We start from the raw sequence: 15,234 nt of genomic DNA, 5'->3' as shown, positions 1-15,234 counted from the left end.
GCTCCTTGCTCCGCCCGTGGATGACGAAGCGAAGCGTTTCACCCCGCCCGCTGGACCACGGCGATGTTCATCGCGCTGCGCAACCGGAAACCGATGGATTCGTACAAGCCTGTCGCCGCGACATTGCTGGCATAGGCGTGCAGATAAGGGATCTCGCCGCGCGCCGTGATGCGGTTCGCCACGAACAGCGACAAGAGCCTGCCAAGGCCGCCGCCGCGAAAATCCGGATGCGAGCACACGCCGCTCAGTTCCGAATAGCCGGGTTGTTTCATGCGCTCGCCGGCCATCGCGGCCAGCCTGCCGTCGATCTTGACGCCCCAGAAATCACCGAGGCTCAAGGCTTCGAGTGTGAACGGGCCTGGTTTGGTGAGCGAGGCAAGAGCAAGCATCTCGGCCGCATCCCGCCGTGTCAGATGTTCGATGCGCGGATCGGACACGGCCTGCAGCGGCTGCTCGGCGATCATCTGCACGGCGTCGGCGGTCGACACCGCGATAAGCTCGGCTGGCAGGGCAATTGCATCGGCCTGGGCCAGAATGACGGTCTCGCCGGCAGGAACGAGCCGTCCAAGCGCATGCAGGCTCTCAGGGTCCTCGGCGGCGGTGGCGGCAAACGGAATGATCGTGGGCCGGTAGCGACGGGCAAGGCCGTCACCCTCCGCGAAGACCTTCTGCCGCGTGTCGAGCGCGCTCCAGACGGGGCGGTCGAGAACGTGTTTCATGGCGTGGCGATCCTTTCGGCGCGGCGGTCGAGCGGCGTCGCAGCCAGACGGTCCTCGATGGTGGAGAGTTGGCTAAGAAGCGGCCCGGAAAGATCGGCGCACAGATCCGCGACGGCGTTCTCTATGCGCGGCCAGACCCCGTGCTTCGCGTCATCGACCAGCCGACATCCGGCCTGAGAGAGCGAGACGATCCGGCGCCGCTGGTCGTCGTTCGACGGACTGACCTCGACCAGTCCCAGTTCGGACAGCAGCGCGACACTGCGCGTCACGCCAGGCTGGGCAATGCCAAGCGACTGCGCCAACTCGCCGACCGGCAGCGGCCCGAGCCGGTCGAGCGCGGCGAGCAATGGATATTGGCTGGACTGGATTCTGATATCCAGGCCGTCGAGCACGCGTTGCGTGTCGGCCTGCAATTGCTCGCCTATGCGTTTCAGCCTGCTGCCGAGGCAGAGGAAACCGAGCGATCGTAAGATGTCTTCCATGAATACACCTGCATAATAACCATAACTTGATATATAACATTATATGAGAAAATCAAGCTGCGGTGACGAAGGCAGCGACCGCTAGCAGATCACGCCAGCCGGTCACCGATATTTGCCCTTCAATCGCCACCGATTGCATCCTATATCGCGCTGGCGCGACGCGACCGGCATCGGTCGCGCCGGCGATTCGCGGCCTTTTCGCCGCAAGTATTCACTTCTCGGCACGCGGAGCTCATGGCGCCCCTGCGCATCTATTTCGACAGGCTTCTTGAGGCTGCGGCGGCCAAGGTTCCGCGGCGCGCGTTGAGCGACGCCGAACGGCTGGAACTGGTGCGCCGTCACGGCGATTTCTCGCTCGCCTATTCCACGGCCGCCCAGCAGAAATTGTCCTATTTCAGCGACGGCGACGGCTACATCGCCTTCGGCACCAAGATGAGCCATCATTTCGCGCTGGGCGATCCGGTGGCCGATCCGGCGGATCGGCCGGCCTATATCAAGCGTTTCGTCGAAGCCGCCGGCGGCCCCTGGTTCGTCCAGGTCGGCGCTGACACGGCCAAAGTGCTGGCCGGGCTCGGCTATCAGGTCAATCGTCTTGGCGTCGACACCAGTCTGCATCTGCCGGCGCATGATTTTTCCGGCAAGCGTAACGAGACCGTGCGCTATTCCGAACGCTGGTTGACGAAGAAGGGTTTTGTCCTTTCGGAGGATCGGGGCGACGCCCTGCTCGACGAGATCAGGCAGCTTTCAGCCGACTGGCGCAGCGAGCGCATCGTCAAGCGCTGGGAGATGGATTTCCTCAATCGTCGCTTTGCCGACCAGCTCGGCCCCGACATGCGCCGCTTCCTCCTGCACAGCCCGGACGGCAGGCTGCTCGCCATCCTCGATTTCGACCCGCTGTTCCGCGACGGCAAGGTGATCGGCTACACCACCTCGTTCAAGCGCAAGCAGGTCGATGCCACACCGCATGCCGAAATCGGCCTGACCAAGTTCGCCGTCGACCGCTTTCGCGAGGAAGGCGTTCCCCTGGTCACGCTCGGCCTGTCGCCGCTGCTCGACATCGAGCCCAGCGGCTTTGCCGAATCGGGTTTTTGGCGCGGCGCCTTCCAGCGCGCTTACAACTCGCCCTGGGTCAACCGCTCGCGCTTCAACCTGCAGGGCCAGGCGGCCTTCAAGCGCCGCTTCCACGGCGTCGAGCAGCCGACCTACATCGCCTTCCGCAAAGGGACTTTTGTCGAGATGCTCGGCCTGCTGCGCCTGATGAAGGCGATCTGAGTTTGATGTCCTGATTTTCGGCAGTCGATATCTACGGACATCCGACGATGCGGCGATCCGAAGTGCGCGGTAGCGGCAGCATCTCGCAGCGCTAGGCCACACTGCAAAACCAAAGGCTTGGACGGTCAGTTGCGCAGCCGGTAACCGGTCTTGAAGATCCAGGCGACGATGCCGATGCAGATGGCCAGGAACACCAGCGTCATGCCGAGGCTGACGCCGACCGAGACATCGGCCCTGCCGTAGAAGCTCCAGCGGAACCCGCTGATCAGGTAGACGACCGGGTTGAACAGCGTGATCGTCTTCCAGATGCCGGGCAGCATATGGATCGAATAAAAGCTGCCGCCAAGGAAGGTCAGCGGCGTGACGATCAACAGCGGCACCAGCTGCAGCTGCTCGAAGGTCTTCGCCCAGATGCCGATGATGAAGCCGAACAGGCTGAAGGTCACCGCCGTCAGCACCAGGAAGGCGATCATCCACAACGGGTGCTCGATCCTCAGCGGCACGAAAAGTGCTGACGTGCCCAGGATGATCAGGCCGAGCATGATCGACTTGGTCGCGGCGCCGCCGACATAGGCGATGATGATCTCCAGATAAGAGACCGGCGCCGACAAAAGCTCGTAGATCGAGCCGACGAATTTCGGGAAATAGATGGCGAAGGACGCATTCGAGATCGACTGCGTCAACAGCGACAGCATGATCAGCCCGGGCACGATGAAAGCGCCGTAGGGAATGCCGTCGATCTCGTTGATGCGCGAGCCGATGGCCGAGCCGAAGACGACGAAATAGAGCGATGTCGAGATGACCGGCGAGATGATGCTCTGCAGCACGGTGCGGAAGGCACGCGCCATTTCCACCCGGTAGATTGCCCATACTGCACGAAAATTGGGGGCCGCGCGCAGGTTCATGGCTCTTGCCTCAAAAGATTGACGAAGATCTCTTCGAGCGAGCTGTTCTTGGTGTCGAGATCGCGGAACTGGATGCCGGCTGCCTCGAGGTCGCGGATCAACGAGGCAACGCCCGGCCGATCGCTCTGGTTGTCATAGGTGTAGGTGAGCTGGTTGCCGTCGCCCGACAATTCGAGCGCATAGTGCGACAACCCGTCGGGTATGGCGGCAAGCGGCGCGCGCAATTCCAGCTTCATCTGCTTGCGGCCAAGCTTGCGCATCAACTCGGCCTTGCCCTCGACCAGGATGATCTCGCCCTTGTTGATGACGCCGACCCGGTCGGCCATCGCCTCGGCCTCTTCGATATAATGCGTGGTCAGGATGATGGTGACGCCATCCTCGCGCAGCCGGCGCACCATCGCCCACATGTCCTGGCGCAATTCGACATCGACGCCGGCGGTCGGCTCGTCGAGGAACAGCACGCGCGGCTCATGCGACAGCGCCTTGGCGATCATCAGCCGGCGCTTCATGCCGCCCGACAGGGTAATCGCCTTGGAATCCTTCTTGTCCCACAGCGAGAGATCACGCAGCACTTTTTCGACGAAGGCCGGGTTGGGCGCCTTGCCGAACAGGCCGCGGCTGTAGTTGACCGTCGCCCAGACGCTTTCGAAGGCGTCGATGGTCAGCTCCTGCGGCACCAGCCCGATCAGGGCGCGGGCGGCGCGGTAATCCTTGCCGATATCATGGCCATCGACGGTGACGCTCCCCGAGGAACGGTTGACGATGCCGCAGACGATCGAGATCAGCGTCGTCTTGCCGGCGCCGTTCGGACCGAGCAGCGCGAAGATCTCGCCGCGCTCGATGTCGAGATTTATTTCCTTCAGCGCCTTGAAGCCGGTGGCATAGGTTTTCGTGACACCGGAGATCGAGATGATGGATGACATGCTGAAATACGGCCGGCTGGAAAAGGTGACTTGATATAGGTCGGATGTCGTTCCATGCAAACCGGAAATCGATGCTCCTCCTGACAGCTCTGGACAGTGACCCGGCCCGGCTGTCTCAATCCAGCGTGAAAACTGTCCGCCGCGCGCTGTCGTCCTCGGCCCACGCCCGCTCGACATCGGCCAGCGGGGCGGGGCATGGCTCCGGCGATCAGCAGGCGCGCGGCGCTCTTGCACCAGAACTGGGACGAGGTCGAGGAACTGGTCAGGCTGATGCGCAAATTCGCGGACGCGTTTGCCGACCTGCCAGCTGCTGGCAATGGCACCTGACCGGAAATCTCTGTCGCCGATATTGTTCGCCGGCTTCATTTCTTGGTGCTGTCACGCTGGAGAGTGACAACCTGTCCAATGTGACAACGCGCCTCGCGTGGCGCCGCGCCGCTTTGACCGATGCGCGCTTGAGGCATATCCTCAAAGAATAACAGCAGCCGGAGCCGACCATGGACCCGCTCATTCTGTCGCGTATCCAGTTCGGCGCGAATATTTCGTTCCACATACTGTTTCCGGCAATCACCATTGCACTCGGCTGGGTGCTGCTGTTCTTCAAGCTTCGCTACAACGCCACTGGCGACTCCGCCTGGATGCGCGCCTACTTCACCTGGGTGAAGATTTTCGCGCTCTCTTTCGCCATGGGCGTGGTGTCGGGCGTCACCATGAGCTTCCAGTTCGGCACCAACTGGCCGGGCTATATGGAAACCGTCGGCAACATCGCCGGCCCGCTGCTGGCCTACGAGATCCTCACCGCCTTCTTCCTCGAGGCGGCCTTCCTCGGCATCATGCTGTTCGGCTTTCGCCGCGTCTCCAACCGCATCCACACTTTGGCCACCGTGCTGGTGGCGGGCGGCACGACGGTCTCCGCCTTCTGGATCATCGCGCTGAACTCCTGGATGCAGACGCCGGCCGGCTTCGTGATGATCGACGGCAAGGCGCATGCCGTCGATTGGTGGGCGATCGTCTTCAACCCCTCCATGCCTTACCGTCTCGTGCACATGCTTCTGGCCTCGGGGCTGACGGTCTCGTTCCTGATCGCCGGCCTGTCGGCGCTGCGCTACCTCAACGGCGACCGTTCGGAATCGATGTGGAAGGCGTTGCGCACCGGCGTCTTCACCGCCGCCATCCTGATCCCGATCCAGATCTTTGCCGGCGACCAGCATGGCCTCAACACACTGGAACACCAGCCGCAGAAGATCGCGGCCATGGAGGCGAACTGGAACACCGGCCCCAACGTGCCGCTGGTGCTGTTCGCCATTCCCGACGAGGCAACCAGGGAAAACAAGTTCGAGATCGCCATCCCCGACGGCGCCAGCCTGGTGCTGCGCCACTCGACCAGCGGCGTCGTGCCGGGCTTGAACGACTATCCCGGCCTCCATCCGCCGGTCTTCCCGGTGTTCTGGGGTTTCCGCGTCATGGTCGGCACCGGCATCCTGATGCTGATCGTTTCGTGGTCGGCGGCATATTTCCTCAAGCGCCGCCACAGCCTGCCGAAACCGCTGGCGCTGATCATGGTGCCGATGGCGCTGTCCGGCTGGCTGGCGACTTTAGCCGGCTGGTACACCACCGAGATCGGCCGCCAGCCCTGGCTGGTCACGGGCGTCCTGAAGACCGCCGACGCCGTCGGCCCCGTCGCCGGCAGCCATGTCGCGCTGACGCTGGCCGTCTATCTCATCCTCTATGTGCTGCTTCTGTTCGCTTATCTCGGCGTTCTGGTGCATCTGGCGTTGAAGGCCGCCAAGGATGGCGACGCCTCGCCGCTGCCCGGCGTCATGAACGCTGCACTGTCGCAACCGGCGGCCCAGGAATAGGGGAGCGAGTGACATGAGCTTCGACTGGCCAACCGCCCTGCCTTTGATCTTCGCCGGCCTGATGGGCCTCGCCATCCTGATCTATGTCGTGCTCGACGGTTTCGACCTCGGCATCGGCATCCTGTTCAGCGTTGCCGAGGATGCCGAGCAGGACACGATGATCGCCGCGATCGGCCCGTTCTGGGACGCCAACGAAACCTGGCTGGTGCTGGCGGTTGGACTTCTGCTCGTCGCTTTCCCGATGGCGCATGGCGTCATCCTGACCGCGCTTTATCTGCCGGTCTTCGTGCTCTTGGTCGGGCTGATCCTGCGCGGCGTCGCCTTCGACTTCCGCGCCAAGGTGCCGGCCGGTAGGAAGCACCGCTGGAACCGCATCTTCTTCCTTGGCTCCGCCATCGCCTCGCTGTCGCAGGGCTATATGCTCGGCGTCTATGTGCTCGGCCTCGATGTCGGCCTCGGCGGCATCGCCTTCGGCGCGCTGGTGGCGCTCTGCCTGTCGGCCGCCTATGCCGCGATGGGCGCCGCCTGGCTGATCTACAAGACCGAGGGCGAATTGCAGAAGAAGGCCGTGCTCTGGCTGCGCACGGCCTTGGTGCTGACCGCGCTCGGCATGGGCGCGGTGTCGCTGGCAACGCCCTTCGCCAGCCCGCGCATCTTCGCCAAATGGTTCGTCTGGCCGCAGATGCTCTATCTGTCGCCGTTGCCGATCCTGTCGGCGCTTCTGTTCGTATGGCTGTGGCGGCAGACTTTCCATCTGCCGAAGCCCGACGACCGCCACGCCATCAGGCCGTTCCTGACCTTGGCCGCCATCTTCACGCTCGGCTTTGCCGGGCTTGCCTGGTCGTTCTATCCCTATGTCGTGCCCGACAGATTGACGATCTGGCAGGCCGCCTCGGCACCCGAAAGCCTGGCCGTGATTCTGATCGGCGTTGTCGTCGTGCTGCCGATCATCATCTTCTATTCCTTCTACGCCTACCGGGTGTTTGGCGGCAAGGCGACGGACCTGACGTATGATTGAGAGCTGATCTCCCCCTTGAGGGGGAGATGGCCGGCAGGCCAGAGGGGGTCGGTCCGACCGGACTCGGCCTTGCAACAGCGTAGGGGAGGCCGGCGCTTCACGCGAGAGGACCCCCTCTGTCGCCTTCGGCGACATCTCCCCTCGAGGGGGAGATTAGGGCCGCGGTCAGCTCTTGCTGGAGGCCAGCACCAGCACCGGCTTTTCGCTGTAGAGCTGTGGGAACAGCGACTTCAAATTCTCGACCTTCGGCAGGTCGTTGTAGACGATATAGGGATAGGTCGGGTTCAGCGTCAGGAAATCCTGATGGTAGTCCTCGGCCGGATAGAAGGTCTTGCCGGTTTCGAGCGTGGTGACGATGGGCTTTGAAAACACCTTGGCCTTGCCGAGCTGGGCGATGTAGCTCTCGGCAATCTTCTTCTGCGTGTCGTTCTCGGCAAAGATCGTCGAGCGGTATTGCGTGCCGGAGTCCGGGCCCTGGTAGTTGAGCTGCGTCGGATTGTGGGCGACCGAGAAATACACCTGCAAGAGCTGGCCATAGGTCACCTTGGACGGATCGTAGGTGATCTCGACGGATTCGGCATGGCCGGTGCGGCCGCTGCCGACCACTTCGTAGACGGCGTTTTCGGCGCTGCCGCCGGTATAGCCCGAAACCGCCTTGCTGACGCCCTTGACGTGCTGGAACACGCCTTGCACGCCCCAGAAGCAGCCGCCGGCAAACACGGCTTTCTCGGTGCCGCTCGACGCTTTCTCGTCCATCGCCGGCGGCGGGATCACCACCGCGTCCTCGGCCGAGCGCGCCGGGGTCTGCCACAAGGCGGCCGCCGCCACCGCCGCAAAGCCGAGCGCGGCCAGCGCGCCGCGGGTAAAGAACGGCCGTGTCTTTTCTATACCGGTCATGTTCCGATCTCCTGTTGTTGTTGCATTATATACGATGCAAGCCGCAATGAGGTTCTCACTTTGATGTGCGGCGGCACCCTGTCGGCGTTGGCGCTCCCCTCATCCGGCCGCTTCGCGGCCACCTTCTCCCCGATGGGGAGAAGAGACTTGCGCCGGCACTGACGATCTCCTCTCCCCACCCGGGGAGAGGTCAGCCGAGCGCAGCGGAGGCTGGGTGAGGGGCCGTCGCAGGCTTACCTTACTGAGCAGTTGTGTCCGCCGGCTTCATGGCGTCGGTTGCCGGCTTCATGGCATCCGTCGCAGGCTTCATGGCGTCGGTTGCCGGCTTCATCGCCTGGGTGCTCATCGCATCGGGCTTCATGGCATCGGCCGGCTTCATCGCATCCGTGGCCGGCTTCATGGCGTCTGTCGCCATCGCATTGGCGGGCTTCATCGCGGTGTCGTCGGCGCGGGCGCCGGCAACGAAGACGGCGGCCGAAAGCGCGAAGGCGAGCGCCGGCAGGGTCAGGTACTTGGTCATGGTAGTCTCCTTGGGTATGGCGCGCGCAAGCGGGCCTTGGTGAAGCGTTGCCGCTCTCATGCGGCCCCGCGCGAAAAGAAAGAAAATCAGTTGGCGGCGGCGGCCAGGATCGGCCCGCCCCCGGGCTCTGCACCAGCACCGCGGTGCTGAAGCCGCCGGAGGCCGTCGGCAGCGGCAGCGTCGTGGCTTGGCCGTTCCAGCTGCCGAGCCTGGTGAGCGAATGGACGACATTGGCGTGTGGCAGCGTGCGCCCGGTGTTTTCGCCGCGCGCCACCGGCACTTCGACGACGCCTTTGTTGTAGCGCACCAGCCAGACATCGGCCTTTCCGCCCGGCGCCTTGCCGGCGCCGATGCTGACCTTGCCGCTGGCAAGCGCCACATCCGGCCCTTGCGCGGCGCCGCTCCTGGCGATCAGTTTCTGGATCTCTCCGGGCGCCGCACCCACGGCGTCGTGGCTGCCATTCACCACCACTTGCGGCGTGAACGGCCCGTCATGGCCGAGCGGCGGCTCATAGGTCACCTGGCGCTGGGTGAATTCCTTACGCCCGAACGTGTCCTTCCAGCCGAGATAGTCCCAGTAGGTGACGTTGAACGACAGCGCCAGCACGCCGGGCTGGTCCTTGACCTTGATCAGATTGGCATTGGCCGGCGGGCAGGACGAGCAGCCCTGGCTGGTGAACAGCTCGACCACGGTGAGCGGTTGGGCGGATGCCGAGCCTGCCCCGGCGGCCAGTACGAGAAGCGTGGCGCCGGCAAGCAGAGCCTTGCCGAGCATTGTCGTGGATCCGGTCATGGGAAGCAGCCTCCGTTGCGGGGTCATGCTCCCATTTCGCCGCCTCGGAGGTGTTCGTTACAGCTTCACCGGTTTGTGATGTCGGAGATTGGCGAAGCCGGTCGCGACGTCCAATCTCCCCCTCGTGGGCAGGGCGATCGTATATGAGTTTTTACGAAGAGGACCCCCACCCTAACCCTCCCCACAAGGGGAGGGAACGCTGCCGCATACCATCCTTTTGGTGCCGAAACGTCGACTGTTTGCGGAAATGAGCGCTTACCAAGTCCCCCTCCCCCTTGTGGGGAGGGTTAGGGGTGGGGGTCCTCTTCGTAAAAACTCATGCGGTCGCCTGCCCTCAAGGGGGAGATCAGCCGCCCCTACTGCGTCAGCACCGTCTCCGACGGCCGCTGGTTGTAGTTGCACTTGCCTTGCACCGTGTAGAAGAAGTCGGCTTCGTTGACGGACTCCGGCACAGCCGAGCCGCCGTCTTCCCACGCCTGGTAGCCGGTCTGGCCGCAGGGCACGGAGGTGAATATGTTGACAGTCTGGCCGGTCGCGACTTCCGGCATGTTGGTCGAACTCGTGCCGATAAAGAGCCTGTTGGAAGTGGTCGGATCGTTCGACTTGAGCGCTGTCGGGTTGCCCGACGGCACGTCCATTTCGAGATAGAGCTGGTCCATCTGGCTGACGTCGATCACCGCGCCCGCGCCGTTCGCCGGATAGAACGTGTCGACGCAGTAATAGGTCGTGCCGTACTGGTCGGTCTGGATGACCGCGCCGGCCGGCAGGCTTTTCTGCAGGCTCTTCAGCGTGCCGGTTGTGCAAACCTGCTTCTGCACCAAGGTGGAGGTGGTGCCGTTGATGGTGCTCACGGTGGTGGTGCCATAACCTTTCGGATCGCCATAGCCGTTGTAGGAATAGCTGATCGTCATCAGCTTGTTGGCGGTGGTCGAGCCGAACTGGGTGCCCCAGAGCGTCATGGTCTTGGCCCAGTAGCCCGACACTTTCGTCACCTTGAACGTCGTCTGCACCAGCGCCGGCGTCTTGCGCACCGAGGAGGCGACGCCGACCTGCACCGAATTGATTCTGGCGATTTGCATGAAATTGGTCGGCATCGAATAGGTGGCGGTCGCGGTGAAGGTCGCGGTGCCGTCGGCGGCGACGTTGACGCTGGTCAGCGTCGCCGTTCCGCCCTTGCCGGAGTCGATGTTTGCATCATAAGCCTGCTGCAGCGCCGTCTGGCGGTCGCCCAGGCTTGTCGTGGTTGGTAAGGTGGTGATCGAGAGGATCGCGGCGTCGAGCGCGTTTTGCATGTCGGAGCGGGTCGTCACCGCCGAGGTGTAGTCGACGGAAAAGCCCACTGCGAGCAGCAGCGGGATCGTCAGCAGCACCATCATCGGCATCATCGAGCCGTTGCGGCTCGCAAAAAACGCTTCGCCAGCCCGGCTACCCCGATCGGGCTCAACTTTCTGGCAGTACTCATCTCAGGCCTTCGCTCTCACGGCAGTGCGCCGGTCTATCATTCGGTGGCGAAGGATGCGCTAAAGGGGTGGATGAAAGTTTAAGCAGTTTTGAATATTACGAGGAGGGCGCTTCTTCCTTCTCCCCTTGCGGGAGAAGGTGGATCGGCGCGCCAGCGCCGAGACGGTTGAGGGGTGTTCCAGCGAAGTGAGACGCTGGCTTTCCCTGGAGCACCCCTCATCCGTCGCCTGCGGCGACACCTTCTCCCACAAGGGAGAAGGAAAAGCCCCGCCGCTTGCCCCTCAACCCTGCCCCTGCTAAAGCGCGCCGCATGACCACCCCGCTCGACCACATCCGCAATTTCTCCATTGTCGCCCATATCGACCATGGCAAATCCACGCTTGCCGACCGGCTGATCCAGTCCACCGGCGGACTCGAGGCGCGTGACATGAAGGAGCAGGTGCTGGACTCGATGGACATCGAGCGCGAGCGCGGCATCACCATCAAGGCGCAGACGGTGCGGCTGAAATACCGGGCCAACAATGGCGAGGATTATATCCTCAACCTCATCGACACGCCCGGACATGTCGACTTCGCCTATGAAGTGTCGCGTTCGCTCGCCGCTTGCGAGGGCTCGCTGCTGGTCGTCGACGCGTCGCAGGGCGTCGAGGCGCAGACTTTGGCCAATGTCTACCAGGCCATCGACAACAACCACGAGATCGTCGTGGTGCTGAACAAGGTCGACCTTCCCGCCGCCGAGCCCGAGCGCATCCGCGAGCAGGTCGAGGAGGTGATCGGCATCGACGCCTCCAACGCCGTGCTGATCTCGGCCAAGACTGGCCTCGGCATTCCCGACGTGCTTGAGGCGATCGTCAACGATTTGCCGCCGCCGCGCGAGGGCGACATCAAGGCGCCGCTGAAGGCGATGCTGGTCGACTCCTGGTACGACGCCTATCTCGGCGTCATCGTCCTGGTGCGCATCATCGATGGCGTGCTGAAGAAGGGCCAGACCATCCGCATGATGGGCACCGGCGCGAAATACCTCGTCGAGCGTACGGGCGTGTTCACACCGGCCCGCATCAATGTCGACGAGCTCGGCCCCGGCGAGTTCGGCTTCTTCACCGGCTCGATCAAGGAAGTGGCCGACACCCGCGTCGGCGACACCATCACCGAGGACAAGCGCCAGACCGCGCACGCATTGCCCGGCTTCAAGCCGGCGCAGCCGGTGGTGTTCTGCGGCCTGTTCCCGGTCGACGCCGCCGATTTCGAGGACCTGCGCGCCGCCGTCGGCAAATTGCGCCTCAACGACGCTTCGTTCTCCTATGAAATGGAAACCAGTGCAGCGCTCGGCTTCGGCTATCGCTGCGGCTTCCTCGGCCTGCTGCATCTGGAAATCATCCAGGAGCGGCTGGAGCGCGAGTTCAACCTCGACCTGATCGCCACGGCGCCCTCGGTCGTCTACCGGCTGCTGTTGAATGACGGCACGGTCAAGGAACTGCACAACCCGGCCGACATGCCCGACGTGGTCAAGATCGCGGCCATCGAGGAACCGTGGATCCGCGCCACCATCCTCACGCCTGACGAGTATCTCGGCGGCATCCTGAAACTCTGCCAGGACCGGCGCGGCATCCAATCTGATCTTTCTTACGTAGGCAAACGCGCCATGCTGACCTACGACCTGCCGCTCAACGAGGTCGTCTTCGACTTCTACGACCGGCTGAAGTCGATCTCCAAAGGCTACGCCTCGTTCGACTATCACCTGACCGACTATCGCGAGGGCGACCTGGTGAAAATGTCGATCCTGGTCAATGAGGAGCCGGTCGACGCGCTATCCATGCTGGTCCACCGCACGGCAGCCGAAAAGCGCGGCCGCCAGATGTGCGAGAAGCTCAAGGAGCTGATCCCGCACCACCTCTTCAAGATCCCGATCCAGGCCGCCATCGGCGGCAAGGTCATCGCCCGCGAAACCATCTCGGCGCTGAGGAAAGACGTCACCGCCAAATGCTACGGCGGCGACGTGACCCGCAAGCGCAAGCTGCTCGACAAGCAGAAAGAAGGCAAGAAGCGGATGAGGCAGTTTGGGAAGGTCGATATTCCGCAGGAAGCGTTTATCCAGGCGCTGAAGATGGGCGATTGAGTGGCTGCGACCATTTAATCCCGAAGGGTTGAGGATATTTAGCCGAGGCAACTTGGGTGCTGGGGTAGCGGCTACGCCGCTCGCGCCCAAACGACAAATTCCTCAACTGGTTCCGACCTTTGGCGCAAGAAAGAGTTTGCCTGCCGCCTTCCATCGGCGGCTGAACCTGCAGACTTTACCGTTTGAGTCTGCCACCCAGCACCCGCAAGAGAGGACATTATGATTTCTCGCGGGCTGGCCCGTCTATCGGCAATCCCGCCGAAACGGATCACAAGGCGGGCGCCATCTTGACTTGTGGCTCTTCCATTTTTCCAAACTTTCCCGAGGTCGCTTGCGAAAATCTCCGGGCTGTTGTGACTCACTTGGCCGCCATTTCCATAATCTACGTGGGATTGGCCTCCTAAAAACCAGCTCCTTAGCCATTGGTCGGGTAGGTAGGTTCGCATACCATAGTAAGGAGGAGAAGTAATTATCCAAGAAAATACCTTCTCCGAGATCGAAAATGTCGTTTCGACTCGACTATCTCCTAGATATGTCGTTCCCGAAGACTTCAGTCGCGTCGAGTAATACCTTATCGATCGGCGCTTTATTACGTCAATGGTGTCAACGTGAGGAGGCATCATTTCCCTAGCACTCCAATATTTTACTGCGTATGACGGTTTTGGCGCATAGGTTCGTGGGCTCTGGTTGGAAAAGTAGCTGGGAATAGTTTTTTGACGGGGGCCATGTAGCGCCCCGAGTAAGATGCCTCTCAGCGCGATACGAGCAGGAGTGGTACAGTCCTTCAGGAGAGCCGTACGGAATTTGCACAAATCCACCAGTGTTTCATTGTGAAAAGCCCATCTCCAAAATTCGCCTTGGGGGACCTCGCCGGTCTCAATGTTGGCCAAAATGGCGACAGCTTCTGCGACGATCTCGACTGGGTGAGGGTCTATGAGTTTTGCAGCAGTAATTGCAGCCGCTACCGGACTCGAATCGATTCCGACAGAGGCGAGCCCCATGAGCCGAGCGGCATAGTTGGTCGTACCCCGCCCGCAAAAGGGATCCAGCACCAAGTCGCCTGCAACTGCTCGCGACAATACAGAAAGCGGGAAAGCTAGAGGAAACATGGTGAAGTAGGGACAAATTCCATTGAGCGCTGTCTGAGTGCGATCGAAAACGGTCAAGGCTTCATGTCCTCTTACGAACCCACGTTTTTCCGGTCCCGGAGTGCTTGTAACTATCCCATTTACCGTGGCCAAATACCTCGTCCAGTGCGCGTGGCACAAGGTCGTAGGCAAGTTGATCTCGGTCATCGAGAGTGCTTGGCAACCCTTCCTTTAGGGCTGCAATGACTCCCCCATGGCATTCCCTGGTCACCTTGAAGCCAGTCCATCGTCTTCTTATTTTGTCTCAGGTGCTGGATTGCCTGTGATTCGACGGTCACTTTCGCATCGACAGTCGGGCGTTTCACAGCCTCGTCAAAAAGATCATCGCCTGATGCCTGCGCTTTGGGCGCCGCTGCGGATGCCCTCATCGGCGATACAATTGTATCGAAAAGGGTCCGTGCGAAGGTCTTCCCTTCTGGGGCGTCATAGGTTGGATCACGTACGGCGTACAGACGTTCGAACGATTCTGCCCGGAAGCTAATTGGATACGGTTTGCCGCCCACCGAACTCCAGAAGACTCCTTGGCCGGGAATGGGCTCATTTAGTAATGAACTTAGAAGGTCGTCGCTGAAATGAGCATTGGCTCGTTTCAATGAACCCAAGTCGGCAGCCGACAACAAGTGAAAGAGAAACCAGTTGTCGCCTTGACTAAGAATCTCAACTGGGATGCTCCCGGGCTGTTGGGTGATCAGAAGCGCGCCAAGATCATACTTCCGACCCTCCTTGACCCAGGCGACATAAGGCTCCGATGCCGACGCGTTCTCATTCAATACGGACTGCGCTTCTTCCACAACCGCAATTGTGGGTATCGTCTTTGGATCAGCCGCGGTGAACTCCTGTTGATTTCGATCAAAAATCCTACGCAGGATCAGGCCGGATAATATGAGGGACTGCCCGCCGCGCATTTGCGACACGTCAATCACACATAGCTTCCCTTGAGACAGCGCCTGGATGAGCATGTCCATCAAGGTCGTGTCCCCACAGGTGGTGTAGCTCGGCGGTAGTGAAGCCGCTCGCGAGTGCGCCGTTAGTCGCGCTGTAGCGAGCGAGCGGCTTGCGGTGGTCATCGGCGCTTTCCGGTAGGGTTTGGTTGTTGACGCCAACCCAATTCGGAAGGACCA

Annotated in this window: 14 protein-coding genes and 1 pseudogene; 5 read left to right on the top strand and 10 right to left on the bottom strand. The window is 61.8% G+C overall.

What is annotated here, in order from left to right:
- Positions 1-38: 38 nt before the first annotated feature.
- Both ACVDG8_RS19595 and ACVDG8_RS19590 read right to left on the bottom strand, forming a co-directional pair.
- Positions 39-719, bottom strand: a complete 681-nt coding sequence (locus tag ACVDG8_RS19595; protein ID WP_455707184.1) for a GNAT family N-acetyltransferase — start codon at positions 717-719, stop codon at positions 39-41.
- Entirely contained in the window at positions 716-1,201 is a 486-nt protein-coding gene (locus tag ACVDG8_RS19590) for a MarR family winged helix-turn-helix transcriptional regulator (RefSeq protein ID WP_447256154.1), read from the bottom strand. Before ACVDG8_RS19590 ends, ACVDG8_RS19595 begins: the two co-directional genes overlap by 4 nt.
- 234 nt (positions 1,202-1,435) lie before the next feature.
- Between ACVDG8_RS19590 and ACVDG8_RS19585 the strand changes: the two genes are divergently transcribed.
- Positions 1,436-2,473, top strand: a complete 1,038-nt coding sequence (locus tag ACVDG8_RS19585; RefSeq protein WP_447256153.1) for a phosphatidylglycerol lysyltransferase domain-containing protein — start codon at positions 1,436-1,438, stop codon at positions 2,471-2,473.
- Positions 2,474-2,598: 125 nt separating this feature from the next.
- Here ACVDG8_RS19585 and ACVDG8_RS19580 read toward each other — a convergent pair whose 3' ends face one another.
- The gene (locus tag ACVDG8_RS19580; RefSeq protein WP_447256152.1) at positions 2,599-3,378 is read right to left on the bottom strand and encodes an ABC transporter permease; all 780 of its coding nucleotides are present in this window, start codon (positions 3,376-3,378) and stop codon (positions 2,599-2,601) included.
- On the bottom strand, positions 3,375-4,301 hold the full coding sequence (locus ACVDG8_RS19575) for an ABC transporter ATP-binding protein (protein WP_447256151.1): 927 nt from the start codon (positions 4,299-4,301) through the stop codon (positions 3,375-3,377). Before ACVDG8_RS19575 ends, ACVDG8_RS19580 begins: the two co-directional genes overlap by 4 nt.
- A 195-nt stretch (positions 4,302-4,496) precedes the next feature.
- On the opposite strand from ACVDG8_RS19575, the gene ACVDG8_RS19570 reads away from it, so the two are divergent.
- From ACVDG8_RS19570 to ACVDG8_RS19560, 3 genes are all read left to right on the top strand, one after another.
- Positions 4,497-4,628: a hypothetical protein gene (locus ACVDG8_RS19570; RefSeq protein ID WP_447256150.1), complete on the top strand. Its 132-nt coding sequence runs from the start codon at positions 4,497-4,499 to the stop codon at positions 4,626-4,628.
- Positions 4,629-4,798: 170 nt separating this feature from the next.
- Entirely contained in the window at positions 4,799-6,160 is a 1,362-nt protein-coding gene (locus ACVDG8_RS19565; protein ID WP_447256149.1) for a cytochrome ubiquinol oxidase subunit I, read from the top strand.
- A 13-nt stretch (positions 6,161-6,173) separates the two neighbouring features.
- On the top strand, positions 6,174-7,178 hold the full coding sequence (locus ACVDG8_RS19560) for a cytochrome d ubiquinol oxidase subunit II (RefSeq protein ID WP_447256148.1): 1,005 nt from the start codon (positions 6,174-6,176) through the stop codon (positions 7,176-7,178).
- A 165-nt stretch (positions 7,179-7,343) separates the two neighbouring features.
- Here the strand turns inward: ACVDG8_RS19560 and msrA are convergent, their stop codons facing one another.
- The 4 genes and pseudogenes from msrA to ACVDG8_RS19540 form a co-directional block, all read right to left on the bottom strand.
- The gene (gene msrA, locus ACVDG8_RS19555; RefSeq protein ID WP_447256147.1) at positions 7,344-8,075 is read right to left on the bottom strand and encodes a peptide-methionine (S)-S-oxide reductase MsrA; all 732 of its coding nucleotides are present in this window, start codon (positions 8,073-8,075) and stop codon (positions 7,344-7,346) included.
- Positions 8,076-8,313: 238 nt separating this feature from the next.
- Entirely contained in the window at positions 8,314-8,595 is a 282-nt protein-coding gene (locus ACVDG8_RS19550) for a hypothetical protein (protein ID WP_447256146.1), read from the bottom strand.
- 86 nt (positions 8,596-8,681) lie between these two features.
- A pseudogene (locus ACVDG8_RS19545) lies at positions 8,682-9,388 on the bottom strand (DUF1223 domain-containing protein).
- 356 nt (positions 9,389-9,744) lie between these two features.
- Positions 9,745-10,773 carry a TadE/TadG family type IV pilus assembly protein gene (locus ACVDG8_RS19540; protein WP_455707183.1) on the bottom strand — a complete coding sequence of 343 codons (1,029 nt, stop codon included), beginning with the start codon at positions 10,771-10,773 and terminating at the stop codon, positions 9,745-9,747.
- Between the two features lie 386 nt (positions 10,774-11,159).
- Between ACVDG8_RS19540 and lepA the strand changes: the two genes are divergently transcribed.
- A complete protein-coding gene (lepA, locus tag ACVDG8_RS19535) occupies positions 11,160-12,965 on the top strand; it encodes a translation elongation factor 4 (RefSeq protein WP_447256143.1) in 1,806 nt (601 codons plus the stop codon).
- Positions 12,966-13,036: 71 nt separating this feature from the next.
- Here the strand turns inward: lepA and ACVDG8_RS19530 are convergent, their stop codons facing one another.
- Together ACVDG8_RS19530 and ACVDG8_RS19525 are read right to left on the bottom strand one after the other, a co-directional pair.
- Complete coding sequence (locus tag ACVDG8_RS19530) at positions 13,037-14,074, bottom strand: DNA methyltransferase (protein ID WP_447257391.1); 1,038 nt, start codon at positions 14,072-14,074, stop codon at positions 13,037-13,039.
- A gap of 182 nt (positions 14,075-14,256) precedes the next feature.
- Positions 14,257-15,078, bottom strand: coding sequence for an ATP-binding protein (locus tag ACVDG8_RS19525; RefSeq protein ID WP_455707182.1), 822 nt, complete (start codon positions 15,076-15,078; stop codon positions 14,257-14,259).
- Between the last annotated feature and the right edge of the window lie 156 nt (positions 15,079-15,234).

This window comes from Mesorhizobium sp. ORM8.1 (assembly GCF_053005525.2).
The sequence above is the reverse complement of the archived record's forward strand: the minus strand, read 5'-3'. Positions and strand labels throughout refer to the sequence as shown.

Bases quoted from the DNA above. Each gene is read 5' to 3' on its own strand.
- ACVDG8_RS19595 (WP_455707184.1), bottom strand. From the start codon at position 719: ATGAAACACGTTCTCGACCGCCCCGTCTGGAGCGCGCTCGACACGCGG.
- ACVDG8_RS19590 (WP_447256154.1), bottom strand. From the start codon at position 1,201: ATGGAAGACATCTTACGATCGCTCGGTTTCCTCTGCCTCGGCAGCAGG.
- ACVDG8_RS19585 (WP_447256153.1), top strand. From the start codon at position 1,436: ATGGCGCCCCTGCGCATCTATTTCGACAGGCTTCTTGAGGCTGCGGCG.
- ACVDG8_RS19580 (WP_447256152.1), bottom strand. From the start codon at position 3,378: ATGAACCTGCGCGCGGCCCCCAATTTTCGTGCAGTATGGGCAATCTAC.
- ACVDG8_RS19575 (WP_447256151.1), bottom strand. From the start codon at position 4,301: ATGTCATCCATCATCTCGATCTCCGGTGTCACGAAAACCTATGCCACC.
- ACVDG8_RS19570 (WP_447256150.1), top strand. From the start codon at position 4,497: ATGGCTCCGGCGATCAGCAGGCGCGCGGCGCTCTTGCACCAGAACTGG.
- ACVDG8_RS19565 (WP_447256149.1), top strand. From the start codon at position 4,799: ATGGACCCGCTCATTCTGTCGCGTATCCAGTTCGGCGCGAATATTTCG.
- ACVDG8_RS19560 (WP_447256148.1), top strand. From the start codon at position 6,174: ATGAGCTTCGACTGGCCAACCGCCCTGCCTTTGATCTTCGCCGGCCTG.
- msrA (WP_447256147.1), bottom strand. From the start codon at position 8,075: ATGACCGGTATAGAAAAGACACGGCCGTTCTTTACCCGCGGCGCGCTG.
- ACVDG8_RS19550 (WP_447256146.1), bottom strand. From the start codon at position 8,595: ATGACCAAGTACCTGACCCTGCCGGCGCTCGCCTTCGCGCTTTCGGCC.
- ACVDG8_RS19540 (WP_455707183.1), bottom strand. From the start codon at position 10,773: ATGATGCCGATGATGGTGCTGCTGACGATCCCGCTGCTGCTCGCAGTG.
- lepA (WP_447256143.1), top strand. From the start codon at position 11,160: ATGACCACCCCGCTCGACCACATCCGCAATTTCTCCATTGTCGCCCAT.
- ACVDG8_RS19530 (WP_447257391.1), bottom strand. From the start codon at position 14,074: ATGTTTCCTCTAGCTTTCCCGCTTTCTGTATTGTCGCGAGCAGTTGCA.
- ACVDG8_RS19525 (WP_455707182.1), bottom strand. From the start codon at position 15,078: ATGGACATGCTCATCCAGGCGCTGTCTCAAGGGAAGCTATGTGTGATT.